This window comes from Bradyrhizobium sp. KZN70725 (assembly GCF_055264925.1).
Window position 1 is genome coordinate 119464 of sequence record NZ_JBUYWT010000011.1, and the last position, 22232, is coordinate 141695.

The window sequence follows — 22232 nt, forward strand, 5'->3', positions numbered from 1 at the left end:
ACCGGCTGCGTGACATCCGCGCAACCATCGTCAGATCAGTGTCAACTTTCGTCCAAAAAATGCCTCGGCGAAGCGTTCCGTAGCCCTGCACTCCATGCCCCGAATCCGTGCGAGGCCGCGAAAGGTGTCCGCATCGAACCACTGCTTGGATCGCTGCGTCCCGAAATGCTTGAGCAGGAGTTCAATCTTACGATCGAGCGCCGCCGCCGACACCGGCATGTAAACGTTGGGTTGACCGAAGTCGCCATCCCACTTCGGGATCTCATATTCCAGAATCTGATGATCACGAAACGTGTTCCAGGTCAGGCGGCAGACCTGACGATGGTCCTGATGAGCATCATCCCTGCGATGCGTCAGAATGACGTCGGGCTCGACCCGCCGCTTCAGCGATTCAAACCATTCCTTGATGGCTTCTCCCCTTTCCGGGAAAAATCCGTCGGGAAATGACAGCACCTCGATATTCGCGGATGCCGCCTCGCACAAGAAGTCAGCTGCCGACGCTCTCGCCTCAGCCTCCCGTATGGCGCCACCGCTTAGAACGCACCAATGCACGTCCAGCTTGATACCCCGCTCGATCAGATCCAGCAGCGTCGCTCCCGCGCCGATTTCGATATCATCCGAATGGGCGCCAAGGCACAGGATCGACAGACGGTCTCCGGGCTTGGCAAGCTGCAATGCTCTCATTCCGGTTATGCCGCGCTGGCTACCGACGAGTGATTCAGCCGCCACGGCGTGTCGCCGCGCTCCACCATGTCCTCCAACACTTGTCTATCGCGCAGGGTATCCATGGCGCGCCAAAAACCCTCATAGCGATAGGCCATGAGATGACCGCCCTCGATCAAACGGTTGAACGGTTCCTGGACGAGTTCTTCTCCCTCCTTGATGTAGTCGAAGATTTCGTTGCGGAAGATGAAGTAGCCGCCGTTGATCCAGATCTCGGACTCCTGGCTGGAGCGAATCCGCTGCACCGACCCCTCGGCGTCAAACTCGGCAAGGTGGAAGCTGATCGGTGGATGGATCGCCACGAAGCAGCCGATCTTTCCGCTTTCCTTGAACTTCTGGATCATGTCCGGCAGCGGCGCATCGGTCAGCCCGTCGCTGTAGTTCGCAAGGAAAATCTCCTCGTCCTGGACGAGATGGCGGACGGCCAGCAAGCGCTGCCCGATGTTGCGCCATGTCCCCGTATCCACCAGCGAAACCCGCCAGTCCGGCTGATGTTCGCCGATCAACTCGACCTTTTTGCCATACTCCGAAATCACGCAGTCGCTGTTCGCAGTCGCGCGATAATTGAGGAAGTAATCCTTGATGACGTTCGCCTTGTAGCCAAGGCACAATATGAAATCATTGTGATTGTACTGGCTGTAGTACTGCATCACATGCCAGAGGATCGGCTGATGGCCGATCGGGACCATCGGCTTCGGTATGCTCTCCGAATACTCGCGGATCCGCGTACCGAGACCGCCGCAAAAAAGGACAACCTTCATGGCGCAACCTCACGCGGATCAATGATTCCGACGTTAGGAATCGGAACGATGAACTTGCAGCCCCAGTCCGCGACATGCCGCATTTGCGCGACGATTTCCCTCTTCAAATTCCAGGGCAGGATGAACAGGTAGTCGGGACGAGCCTCGTCGATGGCTTCGACTGGGAGGATCGGAATGTGCATTCCCGGTGTATAGCGGCCGTGCTTGTAAGGGTTGCGGTCCACGGTGAAGTCGAGGAAGTCCGTACCGATGCCGCAGTAGTTCAGCAGCGTGTTGCCCTTGCCGGGAGCGCCATAGCCGCAGATCCGCGCGCCCTTGTTCTTGCTCGCGATCAAGAACGACAGCAGTTCGCGCTTGGTGCGATGAACCCGCGATGTAAACTGCTCGTACTGACCTATGTCTTCCAGGCCGATCCGACGCTCATGGGCCAGCAGTGCGGTCACCGCGGCGGAGACGGCGTGAGTCGCATCGGCGCGGCAGAGATAGACGCGAAGCGAGCCGCCATGCGTTGAGATCTGCTCGACGTCGAAAACCTTCAGATCATGCCGCCGCGCCAGACGATCGATCGTGACCAGCGAGAAATAGGAGAAATGCTCGTGATAAATGGTATCGAACTGATTTTCGTCGATGAGCCGCTCAAGATGCGGGAATTCGAGCGTAATCACGCCTTTCGGCGTGAGCAGGCACGCCATTCCGGCGGTGAAATCGTTTAGATCCGGAACCTGTGCCAGCACGTTGTTGCCGATAATCAGATCGGCGCGCTTGCCATCTGACACCAGCTTCCGCGCCAGCTCCAGGCCGAAGAACTCGACCATTGTCGGGACATTCTTCTGCCTAGCAACTTCGGCCACGTTGGCCGCCGGCTCGATTCCCGTGACCGGCACCCCGAGCGGCAGGAAGTGCTGCAACAGGTAGCCGTCGTTGCTCGCGATCTCGTAGACGCGGCTCTCGGCACCAAGGCTCAGCCTGGCCTTGATCATCTCACAGTAGCGCCGCGCATGTTCCACCCACGACGTCGAGTAAGACGAGAAGTAGGCATACTCGGTGAAGATATGCTCCGGTTTAACGTATTCCTGGAGTTGCACCAGGAAGCAGGACCCGCAAACCACGGTGTGCAGCGGGTAGTACGGCTCCATGGCGTCGGTCTGGTCGGCTGTGAGAAAACTTTCGCAGAGAGGCGACATCCCCAGGTCGACAAACGTCGATTTCAACGTCGCGCCGCACAGACGGCAGTTACCGTGAGAGGATTTCGACCGAATCGATTCGAATCTCGAGTGAGCGTTCATTGGGCCGTACCATGAATATAGGATTGCCGAATATGAGATTGCCGGCGCTTAAATCGGGCTCGTTAGATTGAATTTTATCGTATGAAAGCGAACAATATGAAGCGATATCGAACAACAAGGTAAACCACGCAGTTGCTGAAAATTTTAGTAAAATTGTATAGAACTGGTCATCGACAATTGGCCTCTCGGTCGGGAGTGGATACGTCCCATGCGCTTTGAAGCAACAGGACTTGACGGAGCGTGGCTCGTCAAAGTCGAGCCTGCACACGATGAGCGCGGCTTTTTCGCGCGCACGTTTTGCGAAGACGAGTTTCGTGCACATGGGCTCGTGACCAGATTTCCCCAGCACAGCATCTCGAGCTCCTCGCGCAAGGCAACATTGCGCGGAATGCACTTTCAGAATGAGCCGCACGGCGAAGTTAAGCTCGTGCGCTGCTTGAACGGATCGATTTGGGACGTCATCATCGATCTGCGTGCGAGCTCGCCGACCTTTCGTCAATGGCGCGGCTTCGAGCTTTCAGCGGAGAACGGTTCGCAGCTCTACGTCCCCGAGGGGTTCGCACACGGCTTTCAAACCTTGAGCGACAACGTTCAGGTCAATTACCTGATTTCGGAGTTCTACGAGCCTTCGGCTGCTAGCGGCGTCCGATACGACGACCCGATGTTCGGCATCAGCTGGCCTCTGGCCGTCAGCACGATCTCCGATAAGGACCTGAACTGGCCGCTTCGGGGTGCGTGAACGCTTACCGCACAGGCGCGAGGAGCCCGTGGCGCTCGAGCACTTTTGCTGTCGTCAGAATGACCGGGAACGGCAGGTCGGCACGCCTGGCGATATCAAGCAGAGAATGATGTCCGTCGGACAGATTTAGAATCCACAGCATCGCCATGTTGGCTGCAGCAGCGTCCTTGTCGCCGCCGATCGCACCATAGAGTCCGCGTCTACCCAGCTGCGGTTCGCCTTTCGGCGACGTGTTGTAGTAGCTACGGTTGCCTTCGAGCAGGTCGATGACTTCGGAAATGATGCGGAAGGATTCCCCGAGGTGCTCCGGCCGAATGAAGCTCAGGTCGTCGGCCGAGGTATGATACTGAGGGATGGCACCGAAACGGCTGCGCTGAAACAATCCCACCGGCAGGTTGAACCCGGGCGAGCAGTATTGCCGCTCATCATAGCCGTAGGGCGAAAACGCCAAAATCGTCGGCGTCAGTTTGGAATGCTGCAGCGTGTGTAACATTGCACGGTCGATTTCGGCATCGCCCTGCCTGCTCTTCTTGTATGTCGGACCGGCGCCGTCTCCGACCATTGATACCACGAGGCCGTGCTTGATATGAGACACACGATGCTCATTGCGGGCGAGCCAGGTGATCGCGCCAATCGTTCCCGGCGCAAAGAGAAACCGATAGCTGTATCGCGTTCGCATCTGGGAGATGCGGCTTGCGAGCTCCGCAAGCAGGGCCAGACCGGAACAATTGTCATTGGCAAGCGAGGGATGGCAAACATGCGCCGACAGAAGCACCTCGTCGTCTGACTCTCCCCGGTGAAAATACTCACCATAGGTCAAATGCCCGTCGGCGAGGGTCGAGTCGATCACGACCTCGTAGCTATCGTCCCGCAGTTGCTCGAGCTGTCGGTGGGCCATGCAGAAAGCCCAGTTTTCCTGGTAGTAAGACGTTCGGTAGGGGACCAGGTCCGGCTGATCGGGCAATGTGAAGATGTGGGACTTAAGCTCGTCGAACAACATGGTGCGGCGCACCGGCACGCTGTAGCTCATGACGTGCAGGTTCGATTCGTTGAAATCTACGACCTTCCGGCCCCGCGGGTCCTTGATGTACGCGTCCCGGATGTTCCACTCACGTGGCACGACCCAGTCGAGAACGGGTGTACCGGTCGGCACCTCGTGGACATCAAGGGAGATGTACGCACCGATCTCCCGAAGGGTCTGCCGCACACCGTTACCGGTAATGCTGCGGCAGATCGGGTAGATCTTTTGGGCAAGCGCAAAGATCTTTGCGCCTGAACTCGTGCCATCGTCTGCCGCCGACACGCCGTCCTCCTGGTGTGTCAAATCGATCGGCGCGTGTATTAGTTCGCGGCGAGAGCCGATTGCCCGACGCTCCGCCTCGACTTTACATGGCGGAGATCCGCATCGAGCACGGCGTCCGCCAGCAACTTGTTGACGTGGCTGATGCGCTGATACCGGGGACCTTCGAACTCTTCGAGCGTGATGCCCGAGACCCGGTAGGCCTTATAGAGCTGCTCCGCGCCCATCTTCGCATCCCATTGCGGCTTGAACTCCGGCAGCCTGGTTCGAATCTTTTCGAAGCTCACGCGATAGGACCGCGTGTCGGGACCGGCGCCATCGGCAAATTCGATCTGACAACCGGGGACAACATCGGCGACGATCTTCGCGAGATCGCGGATCTGGTAGTTGTGCGCCGTCTGGCCGACGTTGAAAGCTTCATTGAACACCGCCGCCTCGGGAGCCTCCATCGCCGCGATAAAGGCGCGGGAGATGTCCTCGATGTGAACGATGGGCCGCCAGGGCGTGCCGTCCGACTTCAAGAGGATCTTCCGCGTTGTCACCGCCCAGGCAACGAGATTGTTCAGCACGACATCGAATCGGAGCCGGGGAGATACGCCGTAAGCCGTTGCGGGTCGCAGGTAGACCGGGCAAAATCCGTCACCGGCGAGGCTGGCAATATCGCGCTCCGACTGCACCTTGGATTCGCCATAAGCAGTCACCGGGTTGAGGGCTCCGGTTTCGTCGATCATCCCGTCGCCCGCCTTGCCGTAGTTGCTGCAGGAGGACGCAAACACGAACCGTCGCACACCGGCTTGCTTGGCCAGCTGCGCGAGGCGCACGCTGGCTACATGATTGATCTGGTCGGTAAGGCCAGGTCTCAGATTGCCGAGCGGATCGTTAGACAGCGCGGCAAGATGCAGGACCGCATCAAAAGCCTTCAGGTCCGCAAGTTCGATGTCTCGCGTGTCCTTGCAAAGGGCCGGCACATCCACGATCGACCCGCCCTCTGCAAATGTGCAGCGAGAGTACAGATCGCTGTCGAGGCCCACGACTTCGTGCCCGGCACGCCGTAGCATCGGGGTGAGCACTGTTCCGATGTAGCCGAGATGTCCGCTCACGAGAACGCGCATCTAAACGCCTCCAAATTTATTCTGTTTCTATCTCGCCTACTTATTTCAAAATCGCCCGCTGATGCACGTGTTTGTAAAACCTTAGTTAATGGCGCGCCTGAAATTGCGGGAACGATCCGCTCAGGACGACGGAAAATGGTTGAGCCGTACCCCATGATCGTTGACGTCGCCGGTAGCGGCGCCAGGCGAGAGACGCCGCAGCAGCGCTTGGGGAACTCTGCGTAGTTGCCGGTGAAGCCGGTAACGTGTGGTGGAGCGGCTGACGTCGAAGCGATTGGCCAGTTCTCCGCCGAACGCCACAACGAATTTGTATCGCGCCTCGTTTTCGATTCCGCCATCGAAATCGAAATGAAGGCCCCGCTCGTGCGCCAGCTCGATGCCACTCCAGAGGAGCAGACTTACTGCGCCTGGATGCGCAATGCTCCTGTCCCGCGATGACAGGAAATAGTGCACGAACTTGTGGTCCCAGACGAAGAAGACCTGGGCGTGGACGTTGTTGTTCGAGTCCACCGCCGCGAGGATCTTGCATTGCTGTCGCTCGTTCGCGGCGGCATAGACAGCTTCCAATCGCGAGAGGTCGAAATACGACTTCGCGCCCTCCAGGTTGGCCTGGTAATACTTCACGAAGTATTTTGGGGACGTGACTTCGCGAATGGCGAGCCGTTCCCGCGCGCGTCGTATCACGTTCTTCGTCTTGTCGCGCAATCCCGACCAGAGCTCGTCTCGGGGGATCGTGCATTTCAGCATGAAAGTCGGATGCGCGCGCACCTCGTAGCCGCACGCGAGGAACGCGGCCACATCGCTGAACCCGGTATCGAGCGTCATCTCGACGTGATCGAAATCCGCGACCTGCTTGAGCAGGTCAGTGATGACCGCATGCGCCAACCGCATGCGCGCTTCCGTCTTGCCGGACTGCAGCGTGACCGTCGGCCCGAGAAAACGCGTGATCTGAGGCATCTCACATATGTTCATCCCGCTTTCAGTACGCGTGACGAACCGCAGAGAACCCACGACGCGCCCGCCACGCGAACAAGTGACTTCGCGCCAGCCACCGGGAGCCAGCGCATCCAGCCACCAATCCTCGTGAAAGACCGATTTGCGCATCAAATTCCTCTTCCGGAGACTAACCGGATAGCGAATCGGCAATCTGATTAAACCAAAACGTGCAGAAATGCCCAAGGTCCGCGCGGATCAGAAGGCCTTAGCTTCTATTGTAGTTAACGACGTCTGCAGCATTTAAATCGGGCGCTCGCCTAGTTAGCCTCCGAGCTCGGCGTCGGTCAGGTGACGCATTGACGCAATACCGCGCCTGTTCAAAACATATTTAATCATTGCCCGCGAGGCGTATGCTCACTGCGAACTTTTGCGTGCCGATCCATCCAAATTCGGTTGCACGAACGGCGTGCCGGCGTCATAGCGCGCTTTGGCCGGAAGCACATGAAGCTTCGTTATCCCGACCGGGTCCACCCAAGGCCACTCGTATCCGCGCCCGGCATCGAAGAACGGGGGGCGGCTTGTGAGGTACATGGAAGCAGGCAAGGCCTGATCCTCGCTTCCGGAATCCCAGTGCGTTTTGTTGGTGAGGTAATCAAAATTGCCATATCGAATCGTGGACGTCGCAACCTTTGCGTCCGTCGGATATGGCTTCACGGCGTCCCAGCCGAGCATCCAGACGCCGGGCTTTGCGTCGGTAAAACGAGTTTCATACGACCAGCCGTCCATCTGACCGGGAACCCCGAGCACGTTTCCTATGAAAGACATCCAGTAGGAATACGCCATCAGACCGGCGGCGCGACGCGGCCCATTGCGGAGCTGCGACACATCATCGATCGTCCCGCCAGCCTGATTGTCGAACGCTGCCCGGACGCCGCGCAGATAGTTGCGGAAAAACGTGTGATAGATGCTGTTGCCGTGAGTGTCGTCGCTGTCGGCGTTCTGAGCATAGTTGCCCTCGAACAAGACGTGATGGGCGCCCACCATGTGGCTGGCGTTGAGCCCGGTCTCGATCCAGGCTCCATTGGTATTGATGTAGCCCATGTCCATGTAGTTGTAACCGACCACCGAACCAGCCCCGGCGGAACGCGCCACCACCAGCTTGTTGGCCCTCACGGCAATTCCATTCTCGATCAGAGCTTCCGACGATCCGGCGGAAAGGCTAATGGCATATCCGCCTCCGCCGGGTTGAGCCCAGGCCGCGTCGTGCACGTAGAACTCGCGCAGTTCGACCCGGAAGGAGCTGTGAATTGCAAAGCCTTCGCCGTGCCAGACAGAATTGTCGACATTCTTCGCCCACGAAGAAGCAGCCCAATTGAAGCGAAGATTGCCCGCGTCGCCCCCCTTGAGCGCCAGATCTTCGATGCCCGCGTGCTTCACATGCGGCTGCGCGAACCGCGACAGTTGAGCTGCGTTTGCTTTCCGATAGCTGATGTGAATTGGGGTCGTGAAGGTGATCCTGGAACCGGAGACGGTGCTGATCTCCTTGATCTCGGCGACGGGCCGATCAGGTCTCCCGAACCACGATCCAGCGCTCTGTGGCGTCGACGGAAACCCATCGGGTGCAAAGTCGTCGACAAACTGAATTGCAGGTTTGTGCTTTTGCCAGACAACCCTGAAATCTTCCGACGCCCAGATCTCCCCTCGCCCCTGCGGGTCGACACGCCAATCAGCGGCCGACGCCTCGTCGAGCAGCACGATCTGTCCAGGCACGAAGCCTGCAGCATCGTCGACCTCGACGGTTTTTTCGCCCTTTATTGCATCATTCCGAAGGTTCGCCGATCGCACGGCATTGACCGTATCGCTCGTGCTGGAGAAAAGCGACGGTCCCACCACGACCAGCGGAGACGGCTTGGCACCGACTGCGTCATTAAAAGGTTTCGCGCCATCTTGCTTTTCGAGCATCGTCCGGCCCGGACCGGAGCCGCGCAGCGTGATTGCCTTGTTGAGCAGCAGGAAATTGCCGCCATTGATCAGAAACCGTCCCGCGGACAGTTGCACGACCTGCCCTACCGGACATGCGTTGATTGCGCCCTGGATTACCGCAGCGTCATCGAGTGTGCCGCCACGAGGCGACAGCGTCGCGCAGATGGTTTTTCGAGAGGGTATACTACCCTCGGCCATCAGGCCGGGTTGCCAGGTGGTCGCGCGATCTGAGGGCAGTATCTCCATCGAGTCGAGAGCAAATGCGGACGAATGGCTTGAGCATGCAACGAAGATCATCGTTGCAGCCAAACATCGCCAAGGTCGCCGCCGCGGGGCGGCTCGCAGCGTCTCGTGATCAGGGTTGCGCCGCGTCGCGATGACCTTCCGGTTGAACATGCATCCTCTGACTTGCAGCGCCGAACCGACCGGCTTCGCGCCTGCTAGCGTGACCTCACGACGTTGACGGGAGTGGACGGCGGCCTGAACCGCGATCCGTGGGTGCGCCGCATTGCTGGACGCCTGGCTATCCGCAAGCTGGCCGCGGGACGCGCCTGTCCCCAATATCTGGCAGCTTCAACCGCGGCTATAACGAACACGACCCACAGCATTTCGAAGCCGCGCATCCACGTGCTCTCGAGACCGTTGGTAATGGCAACGTAGAGAACGATCGACAGCAGGATCCATGCCCGCGAAAGATCAAAACGCGCCAGGCGACCAATGCCGTGTATCGTCGCAAGGATGAACGCGACAAGCAGGAAAAATCCCGCATAGCCAAGTTCGAGCAACGTGTCTTTATACCCATTGTGGGCGTTGGGCATCTCCTTGACCCAGCCCGGCGCTTCCACGATGCTCGGCGCGTCGGGTCCAACCAGCCAGAACGACTGATAACCCCAGCCCAGCAGCGGCTTCTTTGCGATTTGCATATTTGCAAAATCCCAAATGATGGTACGGCCTGTGAAAGTCGAATCGCCATACAGCATGTACGACACGCGATTCATGCTGAAGCCGGTGACGAACGAAAAGACCATCCAGCAAATCGGTATCGATACGACAATCACCCACACCGGAACGCGGGTAGCCTTGGAAAGCTTGAGCAAGGTCCAGGCGAACGCCGGGACAAGCACCGCAAGTGCAAGTGCCGTCTTTGAATTGCTCAGCAGCAGCAGCGCAACAGACATCAGCGCGGTAACGATGCCGAGAATCCGTCGCCGTCCGGGATGAAGCAGTTCATGTAGCGCAAGCAGGAATGCAACGGCAGCGCATTCGCCTAGATAGTTCTTGCCTGAGAAATAGCCCGGATAGCCCCATGTGGCGAATTTCACATCGATCGGCGGCCGGCCCATGACGAACAGCAGATTCAGCACGGCAGCGATAAAGAAGCACCAGAACAAGCCGCGCAGCAGGTCGGTCGATCGAGTTGCAACGATCGCCGGGAGCGCGATCGAGGCAATGATCATGGCCTGCTGCGCAAACCTGATCCCCGAAGCCTCCGGCTTGAATGCCCAGGCAACGCTCGCCCCCGCCAGCGCAAGATAGGCAAACAGTATGATCAGGATCGGCGGAAAGCGGAGTCGCGACCGATTGCGCAGCGCAACGACGAGCGCGACTGCGGACAGGATCGGCCAAAAGATTTTGCTCTCTGGTCGAGCTTCCAAAAGACATGCCGAGTCCGACGGACTACAGGTCACGAGGATCAGGGGAAAAGCAATCGTGGCGTAGACACAAGCCAGCAGCGGGATGATTGCGTATCTATCGATTACCCGATCGGACGGGGCCGCCAAGCCTGGTCGCTGAGAACGCAATACGGCTTCGTGCATGCTCGGTGCCCGTCAACTCCAGTCGCCAAGGCAGCACGCTGATCGTTACTCGCCCGCCTTGCCCGATCGTGGGGCCACGCAGCGATACGATCAGCCTCTCAATGGCGCTGGCGCCAACACGTACTCAGACACGGCTCCGAACACCAACGATAAGTCAATCTTTCCTGAATTTTTATAGTGAACGCTTCGTTAACGCTTGTCCCCTAGCGTGGCGCACAGGGCGGGCTGTTTCGCCTGGTCGATTGATATTCCGGGAAATTGTGGATGCCGCGTAAGCACATGTTTACTCGCGCAAATTTCTTCCGAGCCTGTGTCCGGCGGTGCGGCGGTCGATGCCGGACGGCGACGACCGCAAGCGGCGCGCAAGCAAGCGCGAAGAAGAGACCGGCGTTTACCAAGACTCCGTTCGCTAATCTTCGTTAACCAGGGTCCAATGTCGTGCCGAGAAGTGCAGGCAAGAGTAGTCAACGAACGCCGCGCCTGACCACTCGCGAAGTGACGCCGGCGCATTCGGCTGGCAATTCCTCGCGTCTCGGTGGTGGCCGCCTATTGGGCGCCCTGGCCATCACAGCGACAATCGCGCTCGCTGGCTGCTCGACCATGCCGACCTCGGGACCGGCAAGCTCGTATGTCCGCGCGGGGCAGACCGACCCTGAAAGCGTGCACTATGCTCTGGTGCGCCTCACGGCTGACACCGAGAGGGTCCTCGTGCGCAACTCCAGGCGGATCGACCGCGTTTTCACGGATCGCCGCGGTCCGCCCGAGATTCGTTTTGGCATCGGCGACACGGTCAGCGTGACGCTGTTCGAATCGATGGCCGGTGGCCTGTTTACTCCAACCGAAGCCGGCACACGTCAGGGAAATTACGTCACGTTGCCCAATCAGGCCGTGAACTACAAAGGCAACATCACGGTTCCGTATGGTGGCTCGATCCGCGCTGCGGGCCGGACGCCGGAGGAAGTCCAGAATGCGATCGTGAAGTCCCTGCAGGACCGTGCGATCGAACCACAGGCAGTGGTTGCGCTGGTGGATCAGAAGGCAACGTCCATCAGCGTATTGGGCGAGGTCGGAACGCCTGCACGCTTGCCCGCAAGCGCCAGCGGCGAGCGGCTGCTCGACATCATCACGCGTGCGGGCGGCCCCAAGAATCCCGGCTTCGATACCTGGGTGACCCTCGAACGCGACGGCCGGCAGGGTACCGCACCGTTCGGATCGCTGCTCAGCCAACCGGCAAACAACATCTTCGTTCGCCCCCAAGATACGGTCTACGTATTCACGCAGCCGCAAACCTTCCTCGCGATGGGCGCCTCCGGGCAACAGGGGCAGTTCTCGTTTGGAGCCTGGCGCCTGACACTGGCCGAGGCCATGGCGAAGGCAGGCGGCCTCAAGGATGATCACGCCGACCCTGGATCCGTGTTTATCTACCGAGGAGAGCCACGCGAAGTTGCCAAGCAGCTCGGCGTCGACTGCACTCGCTATAGCGGACCCCTTGTCCCCGTTATCTATATTCTCGATTTGAGAGATCCCGGCGGCTACTTCATCGCGACAGAATTCGAGATGCGGAATAAAGATGTCATCTTCGCGTCCAACGCAAATTCTGTCGAAGCGACAAAGTTCATGACTTACCTGCGGATGATCATCGGCACAGTGAGCGATCCAATCGTCGCCGGGATCGATGCCTACACGCTGAAGGGACTCGCCAACGGCAGCATCTCTGGCGCGACAACCATCGTTACGTCGTCCCGATGACGACAATTGGCCTGGCGGAATCGGCTCGCGCGGCAGGTATGCTGCCGGCAACCGAATCCGCCGAGGCAACAGTCCGCGACCGGTGGCCCCGCCTTCACGGACACATTCCTGCGCTCGACGGCGTGCGGGGACTTGCCATCGCAATGGTGATGCTGCTGCACTTCGTCGGCAATACGTTACCAACCAACGCTGTCGAGAAGATCGTCGTCGGAATCACCAACTACGGCTCCTATGGCGTCGAGTTGTTCTTCGTCCTGTCCGGCTTTCTCATCACCGGAATCCTCTATGATTCACGGGAGGAGCCGAACTTCTTCCGCAATTTCTATATACGGCGAGTGCTGCGCATTTTTCCGCTCTATTATGGCGTGCTCGCACTTGTCTTCTTCGTTGCTCCGCTTGTGAGCCCGCTGCGTGGTCCGACCCTCGACTATCTGATAGATCGTCAGGCTTGGGCCTGGCTGTACGGAGTCAACGTCTACATCGCATGGAACGGTGACTGGTCATTCTCATATCTGGAGCATCTCTGGTCGCTTTGCATCGAAGAACATTTCTATTTCTTCTGGCCGCTCGTCGTATATCTGGTCGCGAAGCAACCGAGAAAGTTGATTGCGGTCAGCCTCGGCCTATCGGTCGCTGCGATGCTCGCTCGCCTGGGCGGCTCCTTGGCCGGACTTAGCTGGTGGACAACCTACGTGTTGACACCGTTTCGCCTGGACGGTCTGGCCCTTGGCGCCTTCCTCGCCGTGGTGGTCCGACAACCGGGCGGACTTCAGCGACTTGTTGGCGCCCTTCCATACGTTGCGACCACTGCATTTGGCTTGCTGTCCCTGACTTTCACCTGGACGCGCTTGGTGACCGACCAAGGTAACGCTTTCGTCCTTCCGGTTCGGTCTTCCATCATCACCGTGCTGTTGGCTTGTCTCCTCATCTGGGTGCTCGTTGCGCCAAAACATTCCTTGTTATCGCGCCTTTTCTGCAGCCGACCGCTGATGTTTCTCGGGACCTATAGCTACGGCCTGTACGTCTACCATCACTTTATATCGTACTATCTCGTGACTCACCGAACCGAACTGGCACTCGGCGAATGGCTCGGCTCTCACAGCGCAGCCGTGGCAATACAGGCGACAGCGGGAGCACTCGTCTCGCTGCTGATCGCTTATCTGAGCTATGAATTCGTCGAAAAGCGCTTCCTGGACCTGAAGCGGTTCTTCAAAGCTCAGCACACCGTTGCTGCTGGCGAAGCGTTGGCGCCTTCCCATCCGTACCGCAACTGATGGCGAGCCTCGTATGGTAAAAACCCTCGAGAGCGCGAGCTGCTGAACTCCAGGCATACTTGCTTTCGGCCAAATGCCTTGCGGAACGTCCGAGATCCGCAGCGCGATCGGCATCGCCCAGCAAGCCGCTGACACGGGCGGCAAAGCTCTCGAAATCGTCCGCGATCATGATGTTACGATCCGGCACGGCCTCGATCCCCTCGGCGCCCAGGGTTGTCGAGACGATTGCCTTGCCCATCGCCATAGCCTCGACAATCTTGAGCCGTGTCCCGCCTCCCAATCGCAGGGGGACGACGACGACCGCCGCCTCGGCAAGATGCGGTCTCAGATCCGGCACGAAGCCGGTGAACTCGATTCGGGGACCTGCCAGCGCCAACAGGGCGGAGGGCGGCGAACCGCCAATGATCTTGCAACGCGCATCCGGATGGCTGGCCGCGATGCGCGGCCATATATCATTGATGAAGTGGATGACACCGTCGACATTCGGTGCATACGACAAGAGGCCAAAGAATACGACGGTGCGTCCGTCGGGCTTCGGACCGTCGGCACGCGGGCGATAGAACTCGATATCCGCGGCATTGGGTATGACGGCAGTCCTGGCTTCCGGCACTTCTTCAAGCAGCCGTCGTTCGTCAGCAGCGCTGCACAGATAGACGCCATCCGCGTCACGATAGGTCCCGAGCTCCTCCTTCCGAAGCTTGCGCCAATTGACTTCGGAATAAAGGCGACGAAACAAGCTGTCGCCGCTTTGGGCGTACTGGCGGGCAAGGTCGTAGTCGATATTGTGAGAATCCACGACCAATACCGGAAGCTTCTCTCCTGCCGGCGCCTTGCGCAGTTCGTAGTGACCAAGGAACGTGAACTCGAGATTAACCACGTCGAAGCGCGTCGACCCAAGCAAGTCATCCAGCGTCTGACGCACGACGTCTGCCGTGATTCGCAAACGCTCGAAGCTGAGGGGCGATACCAGGGAGCGCAGTTGAAGCAAGCGCTTCGGCATCCCATCGCGACCGAACGGGTTACGCACGAGCACCACCTTGCGGCAATAGGCCTGCATGGCAGTTCGGCATTCGTCGATGTCGTGCTCGTCATCCACGAGCATGACTGCCGTCAGGTCATGGCGCTGAGCCAATTCCGTCATCAAACCGTGCATGCGTGCCTGCGCGCCGATCCGCGGCGGGCTCGCAGGCATCTGTGACACGAAGAGAATATTTAGGCGGTCTGAGTGCATCGATCCAAACCTGCCTGCCGACGTCGACAGGTACTGAGATGCTCGCTGGGCCCCACATTCACATAGCTCGGCTTACTCAATGCTTAAGCCTGCGCTTTGCGTTAATAGTTGCCTCGTTCCTCTTAACGAAACAATGATAGAAAGGCGGCGTGTCCATTTATCCGCTTGGATTTTCGACGTAAAAGCATTGCCGAAGCAGTCTTGGTAGGTTCTCCGCAACGTTACCTCGTGCGGGCCAGCTCAAGCTCAAGCCGCGAAGGCGACGATTGAATGTGCGGTATCTCGGGTATCATCGGCCGGCTTGACGAAAACAACCGGGCCGCGCTCGCTCGGATGAGCAAGGCCATGATCCATCGCGGGCCGGACGGCCATGGCTCGTGGGCTTCGACGCCGGATGCCCGCGGCTGGGGTGTCATGCTCGATCACCGCCGCCTCTCGATCCTCGATCTGTCGTCCGCCGGCGCCCAACCGATGGTGGACGATACAACCGGGCACGTGATTTCGTTCAACGGCGAAATCTACAACTATGTCGCCCTGCGCAAACGCCTCGAGAGCGAAGGGCAGTCTTTTCGATCCAGCGGCGACACCGCCGTCATGCTGCGGGCACTTGGGCTGCATGGCCTAAAGGCAGTCGGATGGCTGCGCGGCATGTTCGCATTTGCAAGCTGGGATCCGCAACAGCGACGACTTCTCCTTGCGCGCGACCAGCTCGGCATCAAGCCGCTCTATATCGCGCAGTCCAGCAATCCGAACACGACGTGGTCGCTGATATTTGCATCCGAATTGCGTGCATTGCTGGCCTCAGGCTTGCTCGGAACGCCGCGTCTTGATCCGCAGGCGGTTGCGAGCAACGTATGGAACGGGTTTGTTGTCGGCCCCTGCACCGCCGTTCAGGGTGTTGAACTTCTTGCGCCGGGTCACTACGCCGAGTTTGACGGGACAGGCCGCAAAATAAGCGAGCACGATTTCTGGCGCATTCCCGGAGAGGCGCCAAAACCGACAATGGACGAAGCGGCGCTTGCCTCGATCCTCGACGAAGGGATGAAGCTTCACCTCGCCAGTGATGTGCCGCTCGCGGTTTTCCTGTCGGGTGGCATCGATTCCTCCGCGATGGCAAATCTCGCGCAACTGACCGCTGACGCCCCGGTTCATACTTTCACGCTCGCGTTCGAGGACCAGCAGTTCAACGAAGCGCCGTTCGCAAGACAGACCGCTGCGGCAATCGGCACTCAGCATCATGAGGTGGTGTTGTCCGAGCAGCGGTTCGTCGACAGTCTGGACGACGCCCTCGATAGTCTCGACCAGCCAACCTTCGATGGACTGAACGCCTATTTCATCTCCCGGGCCATTCGCCAAGCAGGCTTTACCGTCGCACTGTCAGGAACCGGGGGTGACGAACTGTTCGGCGGGTATCCGACGTATCGCGATCTTCCGATCTTGCAGCAGTGGTGTCATCGGGGCCGCGCATTGCCCAGAAAATGGCAGGCCAGGGCTGCAGCTTTGTTGACTTGGCCCCTGCGACGATCCTCGCATCCCGTGCCGCCTCAAACGCGCTGGGCGAAGCTTCCGGATATGGTCGATCGTAGCGAGGATCTGCTGGCGTTATACCAGATGGCCTACGCGCTCTTCCTGCCTGGATTTCAGGGTGAATTGCTTGCACCGGATTTCGCGGGCGCGCTCGTGGAAGGCCTTCCCGACGCGATGCGCCGGCGGCTGACGGCCGAAACGGCAGGCCGTACCCCAGTTTCCGCTATTAGCGTGATGGAACAACGTCTCTTTTTGGGTGAACGCCTCCTGCGCGACAATGATGCAGCAAGCATGGCCAGTTCGCTCGAGCAGCGCGTTCCGCTGGTCGACCACGTATTGTTTGAAAGCGTCGACGCCCTGTCGGACCAAGTGCGATATCAGCCCTTGGGGCGCAAAGATATGCTTCGGCGGATCGGATTGCGCGGTCTCGATCCTGCGCTCTTCGAGCGCCCAAAGACCGGCTTCGTCATGCCCTTTGACCGGTGGATTCGCCGCGGATTGAAGGACGCCATGGATCGAACCATGCGCGATCCGCAGGCGATCGCAACTACCGGCCTGAATCCCGACGCGGTTGAGCGACTTTGGCGAGCCTTTCTCGACGGAGCGCCCGGCATATACTGGTCGCGGGTCTGGTCCATCTACACGTTTGTCCGTTGGTGCCATTGCAACGGCGTTTACGCATGAGCAGCGAGTGCCTTCACCGGCTTCCTCGCCGCTCACTCTGACCATTCGTCCAATCGATAACGTCGAACTCGAGCCCTCGCTTCAACATCTCTGCCTCAAGATCGCGGGCATGCCGCTTCCATTCGGCCGTCGATCGGACTCGGAATTTGGGATCTTTGCCGCTTGCCTCGAATTCATCGTCGGCCTCGAGCGCGCCGCGGATAGCTTCGTATATCATCCTCAGATTGGGATCGGTGATGGCACTGCAGGCCATTGGTTTCAGTGTCTCGATCTCGTCGAAGGTTCTGCTCATGGCAATGATCGATCCTCATCTACGCGCGCTAGCGCGCCTTCGATGACCTCGATCTCCTCGCGGAGGATATCGCTCACGATCGACGGCTTGAACCCTGGAATGGTGTGCATCTGAACATCATCCAGCAATTGCTGTCGATGGTGCCTCAGCTTTTCCAGGGCTTGGCGATCCTTCAACGAAACGTAGCCGGCAACAATCTGCTCGATGGCTTTCATCGGAAATGCGCTCTACAATAAGAATAACGTACTGCAATCTCTCGATTAAAATGGCCAAATCGCTTCCTGACAAGACCCCCACCTTTGTGCTCGTGCGGCAGCGTTAACGCTCAGTCCGTAAAAACCCGGACCTTCCACGAAATGATTCCGCCGCTTGTCGGAATCCGGCTGAAAGCGAAGGAGCCGGTTCGATTGTCATTGTCGAGTTACTTCCACGCAACACGATGGGGAGGGTGCAGAAGAACCTGTTGTGCGACCGCTTCGCCGATATCTACTCGGCGCAGGTTCAGCAGCGAACCTGAAACGCGCTGCTGGACCCGCGCTGCGATACCCGTCGCGCGGCACCGCGGATCCTCAAAGATAGCAGCGATGCCGTGGACGGCGTTCCGTTCACCGGCTGCGAGCGATGTGTGTGACGCCGGTCAGGAGTGACGCGTAACGACACCCGTCGGCGTGGCAAAGCCCTGGAGAGTCTTGATCCGCTTCTCGAGCCACCAGCCGAACTCGGGCGACCAATCTTCGAAACGGCTGTTGATGCCGAGATCGTGCGCCCAGTGGTGGGCGATGTTGGGATTGAACTGCGATTGCCGCCCGACGGCAATGAGGTCGGCTTGGCCTTTCTGAAGGATGGCCTCGGCCTGCTGCGCCTCGAGAATGATGCCGACGGCCATGGTGGTGACATCCGCCTCCTTGCGCACGCGCTCGGCGAAAGGAACCTGGAAGCCGAGGCTGCGCGGCACTTGCGCTGCCGTAGCCGCGCCGGAGATTCCGCCGGAGGAACAGTCGACGACGTCGACGCCGCGCGCCTTCAGCTCGCGCGCGAAGGCGACCGTATCATCCATGTTCCAGCCCTCGACAGTGCCGTCGACGGACGAGACGCGCACGAACAGCGGCATGTCCGCCGGCATTTCGCGGCGCACCGCCTCGACGATCTCGAGCGGCAGACGCATGCGCCCGGCGCGGTCGCCGCCATACTCGTCATTACGTGTGTTGGAGACCGGCGACAGGAACGAGGCCAGCAGATAGCCGTGCGCGGTGTGGATCTCGATGGTGTCGAACCCGGCGGCAACCGCCCGCCTTGCAGCGGCTGCCCAGGTGCCGACCATGGCCTTGCACTCGGCGGTGGTCAATTGCCGTGGTGTCAGCCAGCCCTTGGCGACCGGTTCGGCGGTCGGGCCTACCGGTTGCCAGATCCTGGCGCCGGCTTTCAGATTCTCTTCGGTCAGCGGCCCCATGCCTTGCATGGCGGACTGTGCCGACGACTTGCGGCCGCCATGGCCGATCTGAATGCCGATCGCCGTCCCCTGACGCTTCATGAAGGCGACCAGCGGCTTGAAGCTCTCGGCCTGCTCGTCATTCCAGATGCCGAGATCGTTTTCGTTGGTGAGTCCGACTTCCTCCACCGCCGTCACTTCGACGAAGACGAGCCCAAATCCACCGAGGGCATAGCGACCAAGGTGTACGAGATGAAACGCTCCGCAGGTATTTCCCGGTTCGCAGCTGTAATGGACCATCGGCGGCACGACGAGGCGGTTCTTCAGCGTAAGGCCTCGAATCGTGAGTGGCTTGAACAGCATCGGCCGCTCGTCTTCTTTGCCGTTGATCATTTCACCACTCATGGAACTGTCTCCTTGCATGCTATGGCCGTCCGTTCGTGCCATGGACGGCAAGTCTTCAGGTACGTCTTGGGGGCCCCAGCGACGCGCGCGGGATGAACTCGTTGGGCACGAGCACGCGCCGCGGCTCGTGCGGACCGTCGTTTCGGATGCGATCGAGCAGCATGCCAGCCGCAATCCGGCCGACCTCCGCCTGATCCCAGCCGATGATGGCGACGGCCGGCGAGACGAGCTCGGCGAGCTCGGAATGGCCTGACGCGATCAGCGACACGTCCTCAGGTATCCGCAGGCCTCGCCCGCGCACCGCGCGCAGCACGCCAGACAGCATGTCGATGCCGCCGGAAATGATCGCGGTCGGAGGGTTGCGCTGGCCGAGCAATGCCGAGGTGATACGAAATCCAGCGCCGGGCAGGAAGCTCCCGGCGTGAACGAGCGAGGGATCGGGCTCGAGATTTCGCGCGGCAAAAGCCTCCTGATAGCCGCGAACGCGTTCGCGCGCCGGATAGAGCCCGGCGTCGCCGGTGATCAGCGCCACGCGCCGATGACCAAGATCGAGCAAATGACTGACCGCGACGCGCATCCCTTCGGCGTGATCGGCCATAACGGCATCAGTCCAATCCGGCTGATCACGATCGATCAGCACGATCGGAATATCGAGATCGCGCAGGAAGGCCTCGAACTCACCGGCGATCGGCGTGTACGGCCCCATCATCACGCCGTCGGCCTGCCGCCGCGACAGCCGGCTGAGCAGCTCTCGCTCACGCTCCTTGCGGCCTTCCGAGTTGGATATGAGCAGCGAGAAGCCGACCTCGTCCAGCACGTCGTGCGCGGCTTTGACGAAGCCCGCCAGTTGCGGAATGTTGATCTCACGCAAGATGCAGCCGATCGTGTGGGTCGACCGGATGCGCATGCTCTGCGCCACCGCGTTCGGCGTATAGCCCAGATCATCGATTGCGCGCTGGACCTTCCGGCGGATGTCGGGATGGACGGTGGCATTGGCATTGAGCACCCGCGACACCGTGCCGGTCGAAACGCCCGCTGCGGTCGCCACGTCGCGGATCGTCAATTTGCTTCCGCGACCTGCCGTTTGCTGTTCTGCCATCACCATCACCGGGGCTGAGACCTCAATCCCCTGCACAATACGCGGAAGCCAATTCGGCCGCAGGTGCTATCCGCCGGCCGAAGGCAAATGATTTGTGCATTTCTCCACCGTGATCCAAACGGCCTGGCCTCCCGTCCTTGTTCCGGAACGATCAGATGGCGTCGGCTTCGACGATATTGCGGCTCATACTTCGAACGCCCACTGCTCCGCCACCAGGCTGTATCGGCCTGCCTCGCGCCGCAAATGTCCGAACCCGGGGAAATGCAGATGCATGCCGCCGACCAGCATGTCGTCAGTGACCACCATGTCGAACATCATCTGACGAGCGGCCGCGGCGGCCTCGGGGTCGGTGTCGAATTCCATTGTCACTTCCGGACGTGCAACCTGGATCTCCGGCACATGGACCGTGTCTCCCCAAACCACCATTGATTCGCGGCCGCGCGATACGACATAGGCGGCGTGGCCGGGGGTATGACCGTGGATCGGGATCGCCGTGACGCCCGGGAGCACCTCGCCCTTCCGGAATGTCTTGACGCGATCGGCAGCCATATAGGGCTTCAGCTGGGTGCGGCCGGCCTCGAAATAGCGGCGCCGGGGCCGCTCGGCCGCCTTGGCCATCGCCTCGTCGTTGAACCAGTGATTGATCTCGTTCTCATGGACGATGACTTCCGCATTGGGAAACAGCCGCGTTCCGGTTGCGGCATCTGTCAGCCCGTTGGAATGGTCGGGATGGACATGGGTCAGCAGCACCGCGTCGACCGAGGCCGGATCGATGCCGGCGGCAGCGAGATTTGCCGGCAGGCGACCGCAGGTCGGCCCCATCAGATCCGCTGATCCGCAGTCGATCAGGTAGGTCCGGTTGTCCATGCGCACGGCAAAGGCGTTGACCGAGATGCGCGGCGGCGAGGTGCGATGATCGCGCGCCAGAATGGCCTTGGTTTCCTCCTCGGGGATATTGCGAAAGATCGTGTATCCCATGTCGACGTAACCGTCGCTGAGGCCGGTGACCAGCGCGTCGCCAAGCCTGCGGTGATAGACTCCCGCGACTTGCGTTGAGGGTGAAGTGCTCATTGTGCGTCCCCTTGCCAAATTCTTGCAACGATCGCTGCATCGTCGCGCCTGTGGTGCCAGCTCCGGCCCACGCCAAGTTGCGCCTTCGACCAGAGCCTGATCTGCATCAGCGCGTAGGCCCAGGTGACGGCAAACACGTCCATCACAGGAGCACCGGCGATGCGGTGGACGCCGTGACGAACCAAGAGTTCCGCCAGCACGCCTTCCGCCGGAATGATGACGTCAGCGCCGCGCGCCACCAGGCGCTCGGCCGCGGCGGTGAAATTTGCGATGACCGGAGCCGGGTCGGCGTAAGCACGCGCCAGCTGCGGCTCGTCGAGCGGCGGATCCATCGCCGCGACCTCCAGCACACGCGCGGCGAGCTTGTGCTTGTCGACCGCCACCTTCGTCATCCACTGCACCGCCGGCGCATTGGAGATCAATGCCACATAGCTGCCGAGCGAGCAGCCGACCAGAAGACCACTCTCGGTCAGCGAGGCGACGGGAATATCCACCGCGGAGCGGATCTCGCGCAGAAACGGCTCGCTGAACGAGCCGATCACGAAGGCATCATAACCCTGCCGCTCGGCCGCGATCGCATTGTCGATCACCCGGCTGAGAATGCGGTGATAGGCGAATGCATTGCCGAGCACCGCAGTGGCCGAAGCGCCGGCGTATGATCCGGACGGAAGCCCGTGGACGACGACCTCGGCGTCGTCGCCAAGGATTTCCGCCGCATGGGCCTCGAGCGCGCGCTTGTAGACTTCGAGATGATCGAGCTCGTTGACCGACTGGTGCCAGATCCGCGGCGTCGATCTCTTCCCAGGCATTGCCG

Annotated in this window: 19 protein-coding genes; 4 read left to right on the forward strand and 15 right to left on the reverse strand. The window is 60.0% G+C overall.

What is annotated here, in order from left to right; all coding sequences use genetic code 11:
* Window positions 1-30 precede the first annotated feature (30 nt).
* From ACZBJS_RS13370 to ACZBJS_RS13380, 3 genes are read right to left on the reverse strand one after another with little or no spacing between them, the layout of a single operon-like run.
* Window positions 31-684, reverse strand: coding sequence for a PIG-L deacetylase family protein (locus ACZBJS_RS13370; protein ID WP_463438790.1), 654 nt, complete (start codon window positions 682-684; stop codon window positions 31-33).
* Between the two features lie 5 nt (window positions 685-689).
* Entirely contained in the window at window positions 690-1484 is a 795-nt protein-coding gene (locus ACZBJS_RS13375; protein WP_057017398.1) for a glucose-1-phosphate cytidylyltransferase, read from the reverse strand.
* Window positions 1481-2770: a methyltransferase domain-containing protein gene (locus ACZBJS_RS13380; protein WP_316393912.1), complete on the reverse strand. Its 1290-nt coding sequence runs from the start codon at window positions 2768-2770 to the stop codon at window positions 1481-1483. The genes ACZBJS_RS13375 and ACZBJS_RS13380 overlap by 4 nt, the downstream gene beginning before the upstream one ends.
* A gap of 208 nt (window positions 2771-2978) precedes the next feature.
* Between ACZBJS_RS13380 and rfbC the strand changes: the two genes are divergently transcribed.
* Window positions 2979-3509 (forward strand): dTDP-4-dehydrorhamnose 3,5-epimerase, encoded by a 531-nt coding sequence (gene rfbC / locus ACZBJS_RS13385; RefSeq protein WP_463438791.1) that lies wholly within the window; start codon window positions 2979-2981, stop codon window positions 3507-3509.
* A 4-nt stretch (window positions 3510-3513) separates the two neighbouring features.
* Here the strand turns inward: rfbC and ACZBJS_RS13390 are convergent, their stop codons facing one another.
* The 5 genes from ACZBJS_RS13390 to ACZBJS_RS13410 form a co-directional block, all read right to left on the reverse strand.
* Complete coding sequence (locus ACZBJS_RS13390; RefSeq protein WP_316393909.1) at window positions 3514-4833, reverse strand: DUF4910 domain-containing protein; 1320 nt, start codon at window positions 4831-4833, stop codon at window positions 3514-3516.
* Window positions 4834-4850: 17 nt separating this feature from the next.
* A complete protein-coding gene (locus tag ACZBJS_RS13395; RefSeq protein ID WP_057017394.1) occupies window positions 4851-5921 on the reverse strand; it encodes an NAD-dependent epimerase/dehydratase family protein in 1071 nt (356 codons plus the stop codon).
* A 120-nt stretch (window positions 5922-6041) separates the two neighbouring features.
* Window positions 6042-7025 (reverse strand): GNAT family N-acetyltransferase, encoded by a 984-nt coding sequence (locus tag ACZBJS_RS13400; protein WP_244558774.1) that lies wholly within the window; start codon window positions 7023-7025, stop codon window positions 6042-6044.
* Window positions 7026-7271: 246 nt separating this feature from the next.
* Window positions 7272-9236 carry a hypothetical protein gene (locus ACZBJS_RS13405; RefSeq protein ID WP_463438792.1) on the reverse strand — a complete coding sequence of 655 codons (1965 nt, stop codon included), beginning with the start codon at window positions 9234-9236 and terminating at the stop codon, window positions 7272-7274.
* 44 nt (window positions 9237-9280) lie between these two features.
* Window positions 9281-10657 (reverse strand): O-antigen ligase family protein, encoded by a 1377-nt coding sequence (locus ACZBJS_RS13410; RefSeq protein ID WP_316393904.1) that lies wholly within the window; start codon window positions 10655-10657, stop codon window positions 9281-9283.
* 549 nt (window positions 10658-11206) lie between these two features.
* Here ACZBJS_RS13410 and ACZBJS_RS13415 point away from each other — a divergent pair.
* Complete coding sequence (locus tag ACZBJS_RS13415; RefSeq protein WP_057017391.1) at window positions 11207-12406, forward strand: polysaccharide biosynthesis/export family protein; 1200 nt, start codon at window positions 11207-11209, stop codon at window positions 12404-12406.
* Window positions 12403-13680 (forward strand): acyltransferase family protein, encoded by a 1278-nt coding sequence (locus ACZBJS_RS13420; RefSeq protein WP_316393902.1) that lies wholly within the window; start codon window positions 12403-12405, stop codon window positions 13678-13680. The genes ACZBJS_RS13415 and ACZBJS_RS13420 overlap by 4 nt, the downstream gene beginning before the upstream one ends.
* Here ACZBJS_RS13420 and ACZBJS_RS13425 read toward each other — a convergent pair.
* Window positions 13616-14833: a glycosyltransferase family 4 protein gene (locus ACZBJS_RS13425; protein ID WP_410469683.1), complete on the reverse strand. Its 1218-nt coding sequence runs from the start codon at window positions 14831-14833 to the stop codon at window positions 13616-13618. The genes ACZBJS_RS13420 and ACZBJS_RS13425 overlap by 65 nt on opposite strands.
* Before the next feature lie 348 nt (window positions 14834-15181).
* On the opposite strand from ACZBJS_RS13425, the gene asnB reads away from it, so the two are divergent.
* Entirely contained in the window at window positions 15182-17122 is a 1941-nt protein-coding gene (gene asnB, locus ACZBJS_RS13430) for an asparagine synthase (glutamine-hydrolyzing) (RefSeq protein WP_316393901.1), read from the forward strand.
* Window positions 17123-17135: 13 nt separating this feature from the next.
* Here the strand turns inward: asnB and ACZBJS_RS13435 are convergent, their stop codons facing one another.
* The 6 genes from ACZBJS_RS13435 to ACZBJS_RS13460 all read right to left on the reverse strand — a co-directional run bounded on the left by ACZBJS_RS13435 (window position 17136) and on the right by ACZBJS_RS13460 (window position 22227).
* Window positions 17136-17414 (reverse strand): hypothetical protein, encoded by a 279-nt coding sequence (locus tag ACZBJS_RS13435; protein WP_316393900.1) that lies wholly within the window; start codon window positions 17412-17414, stop codon window positions 17136-17138.
* Window positions 17411-17629: a hypothetical protein gene (locus ACZBJS_RS13440; protein ID WP_076826890.1), complete on the reverse strand. Its 219-nt coding sequence runs from the start codon at window positions 17627-17629 to the stop codon at window positions 17411-17413. The genes ACZBJS_RS13435 and ACZBJS_RS13440 overlap by 4 nt, the downstream gene beginning before the upstream one ends.
* A gap of 422 nt (window positions 17630-18051) precedes the next feature.
* Window positions 18052-19422 (reverse strand): NADH:flavin oxidoreductase/NADH oxidase, encoded by a 1371-nt coding sequence (locus ACZBJS_RS13445; protein WP_244558771.1) that lies wholly within the window; start codon window positions 19420-19422, stop codon window positions 18052-18054.
* Window positions 19304-20311, reverse strand: coding sequence for a LacI family DNA-binding transcriptional regulator (locus ACZBJS_RS13450; RefSeq protein WP_233475241.1), 1008 nt, complete (start codon window positions 20309-20311; stop codon window positions 19304-19306). Before ACZBJS_RS13450 ends, ACZBJS_RS13445 begins: the two co-directional genes overlap by 119 nt.
* 219 nt (window positions 20312-20530) lie before the next feature.
* Window positions 20531-21418, reverse strand: a complete 888-nt coding sequence (locus ACZBJS_RS13455; RefSeq protein WP_253589172.1) for an MBL fold metallo-hydrolase — start codon at window positions 21416-21418, stop codon at window positions 20531-20533.
* The gene (locus tag ACZBJS_RS13460) at window positions 21415-22227 is read right to left on the reverse strand and encodes an aspartate/glutamate racemase family protein (protein WP_463438793.1); all 813 of its coding nucleotides are present in this window, start codon (window positions 22225-22227) and stop codon (window positions 21415-21417) included. Before ACZBJS_RS13460 ends, ACZBJS_RS13455 begins: the two co-directional genes overlap by 4 nt.
* Window positions 22228-22232 lie beyond the last annotated feature (5 nt).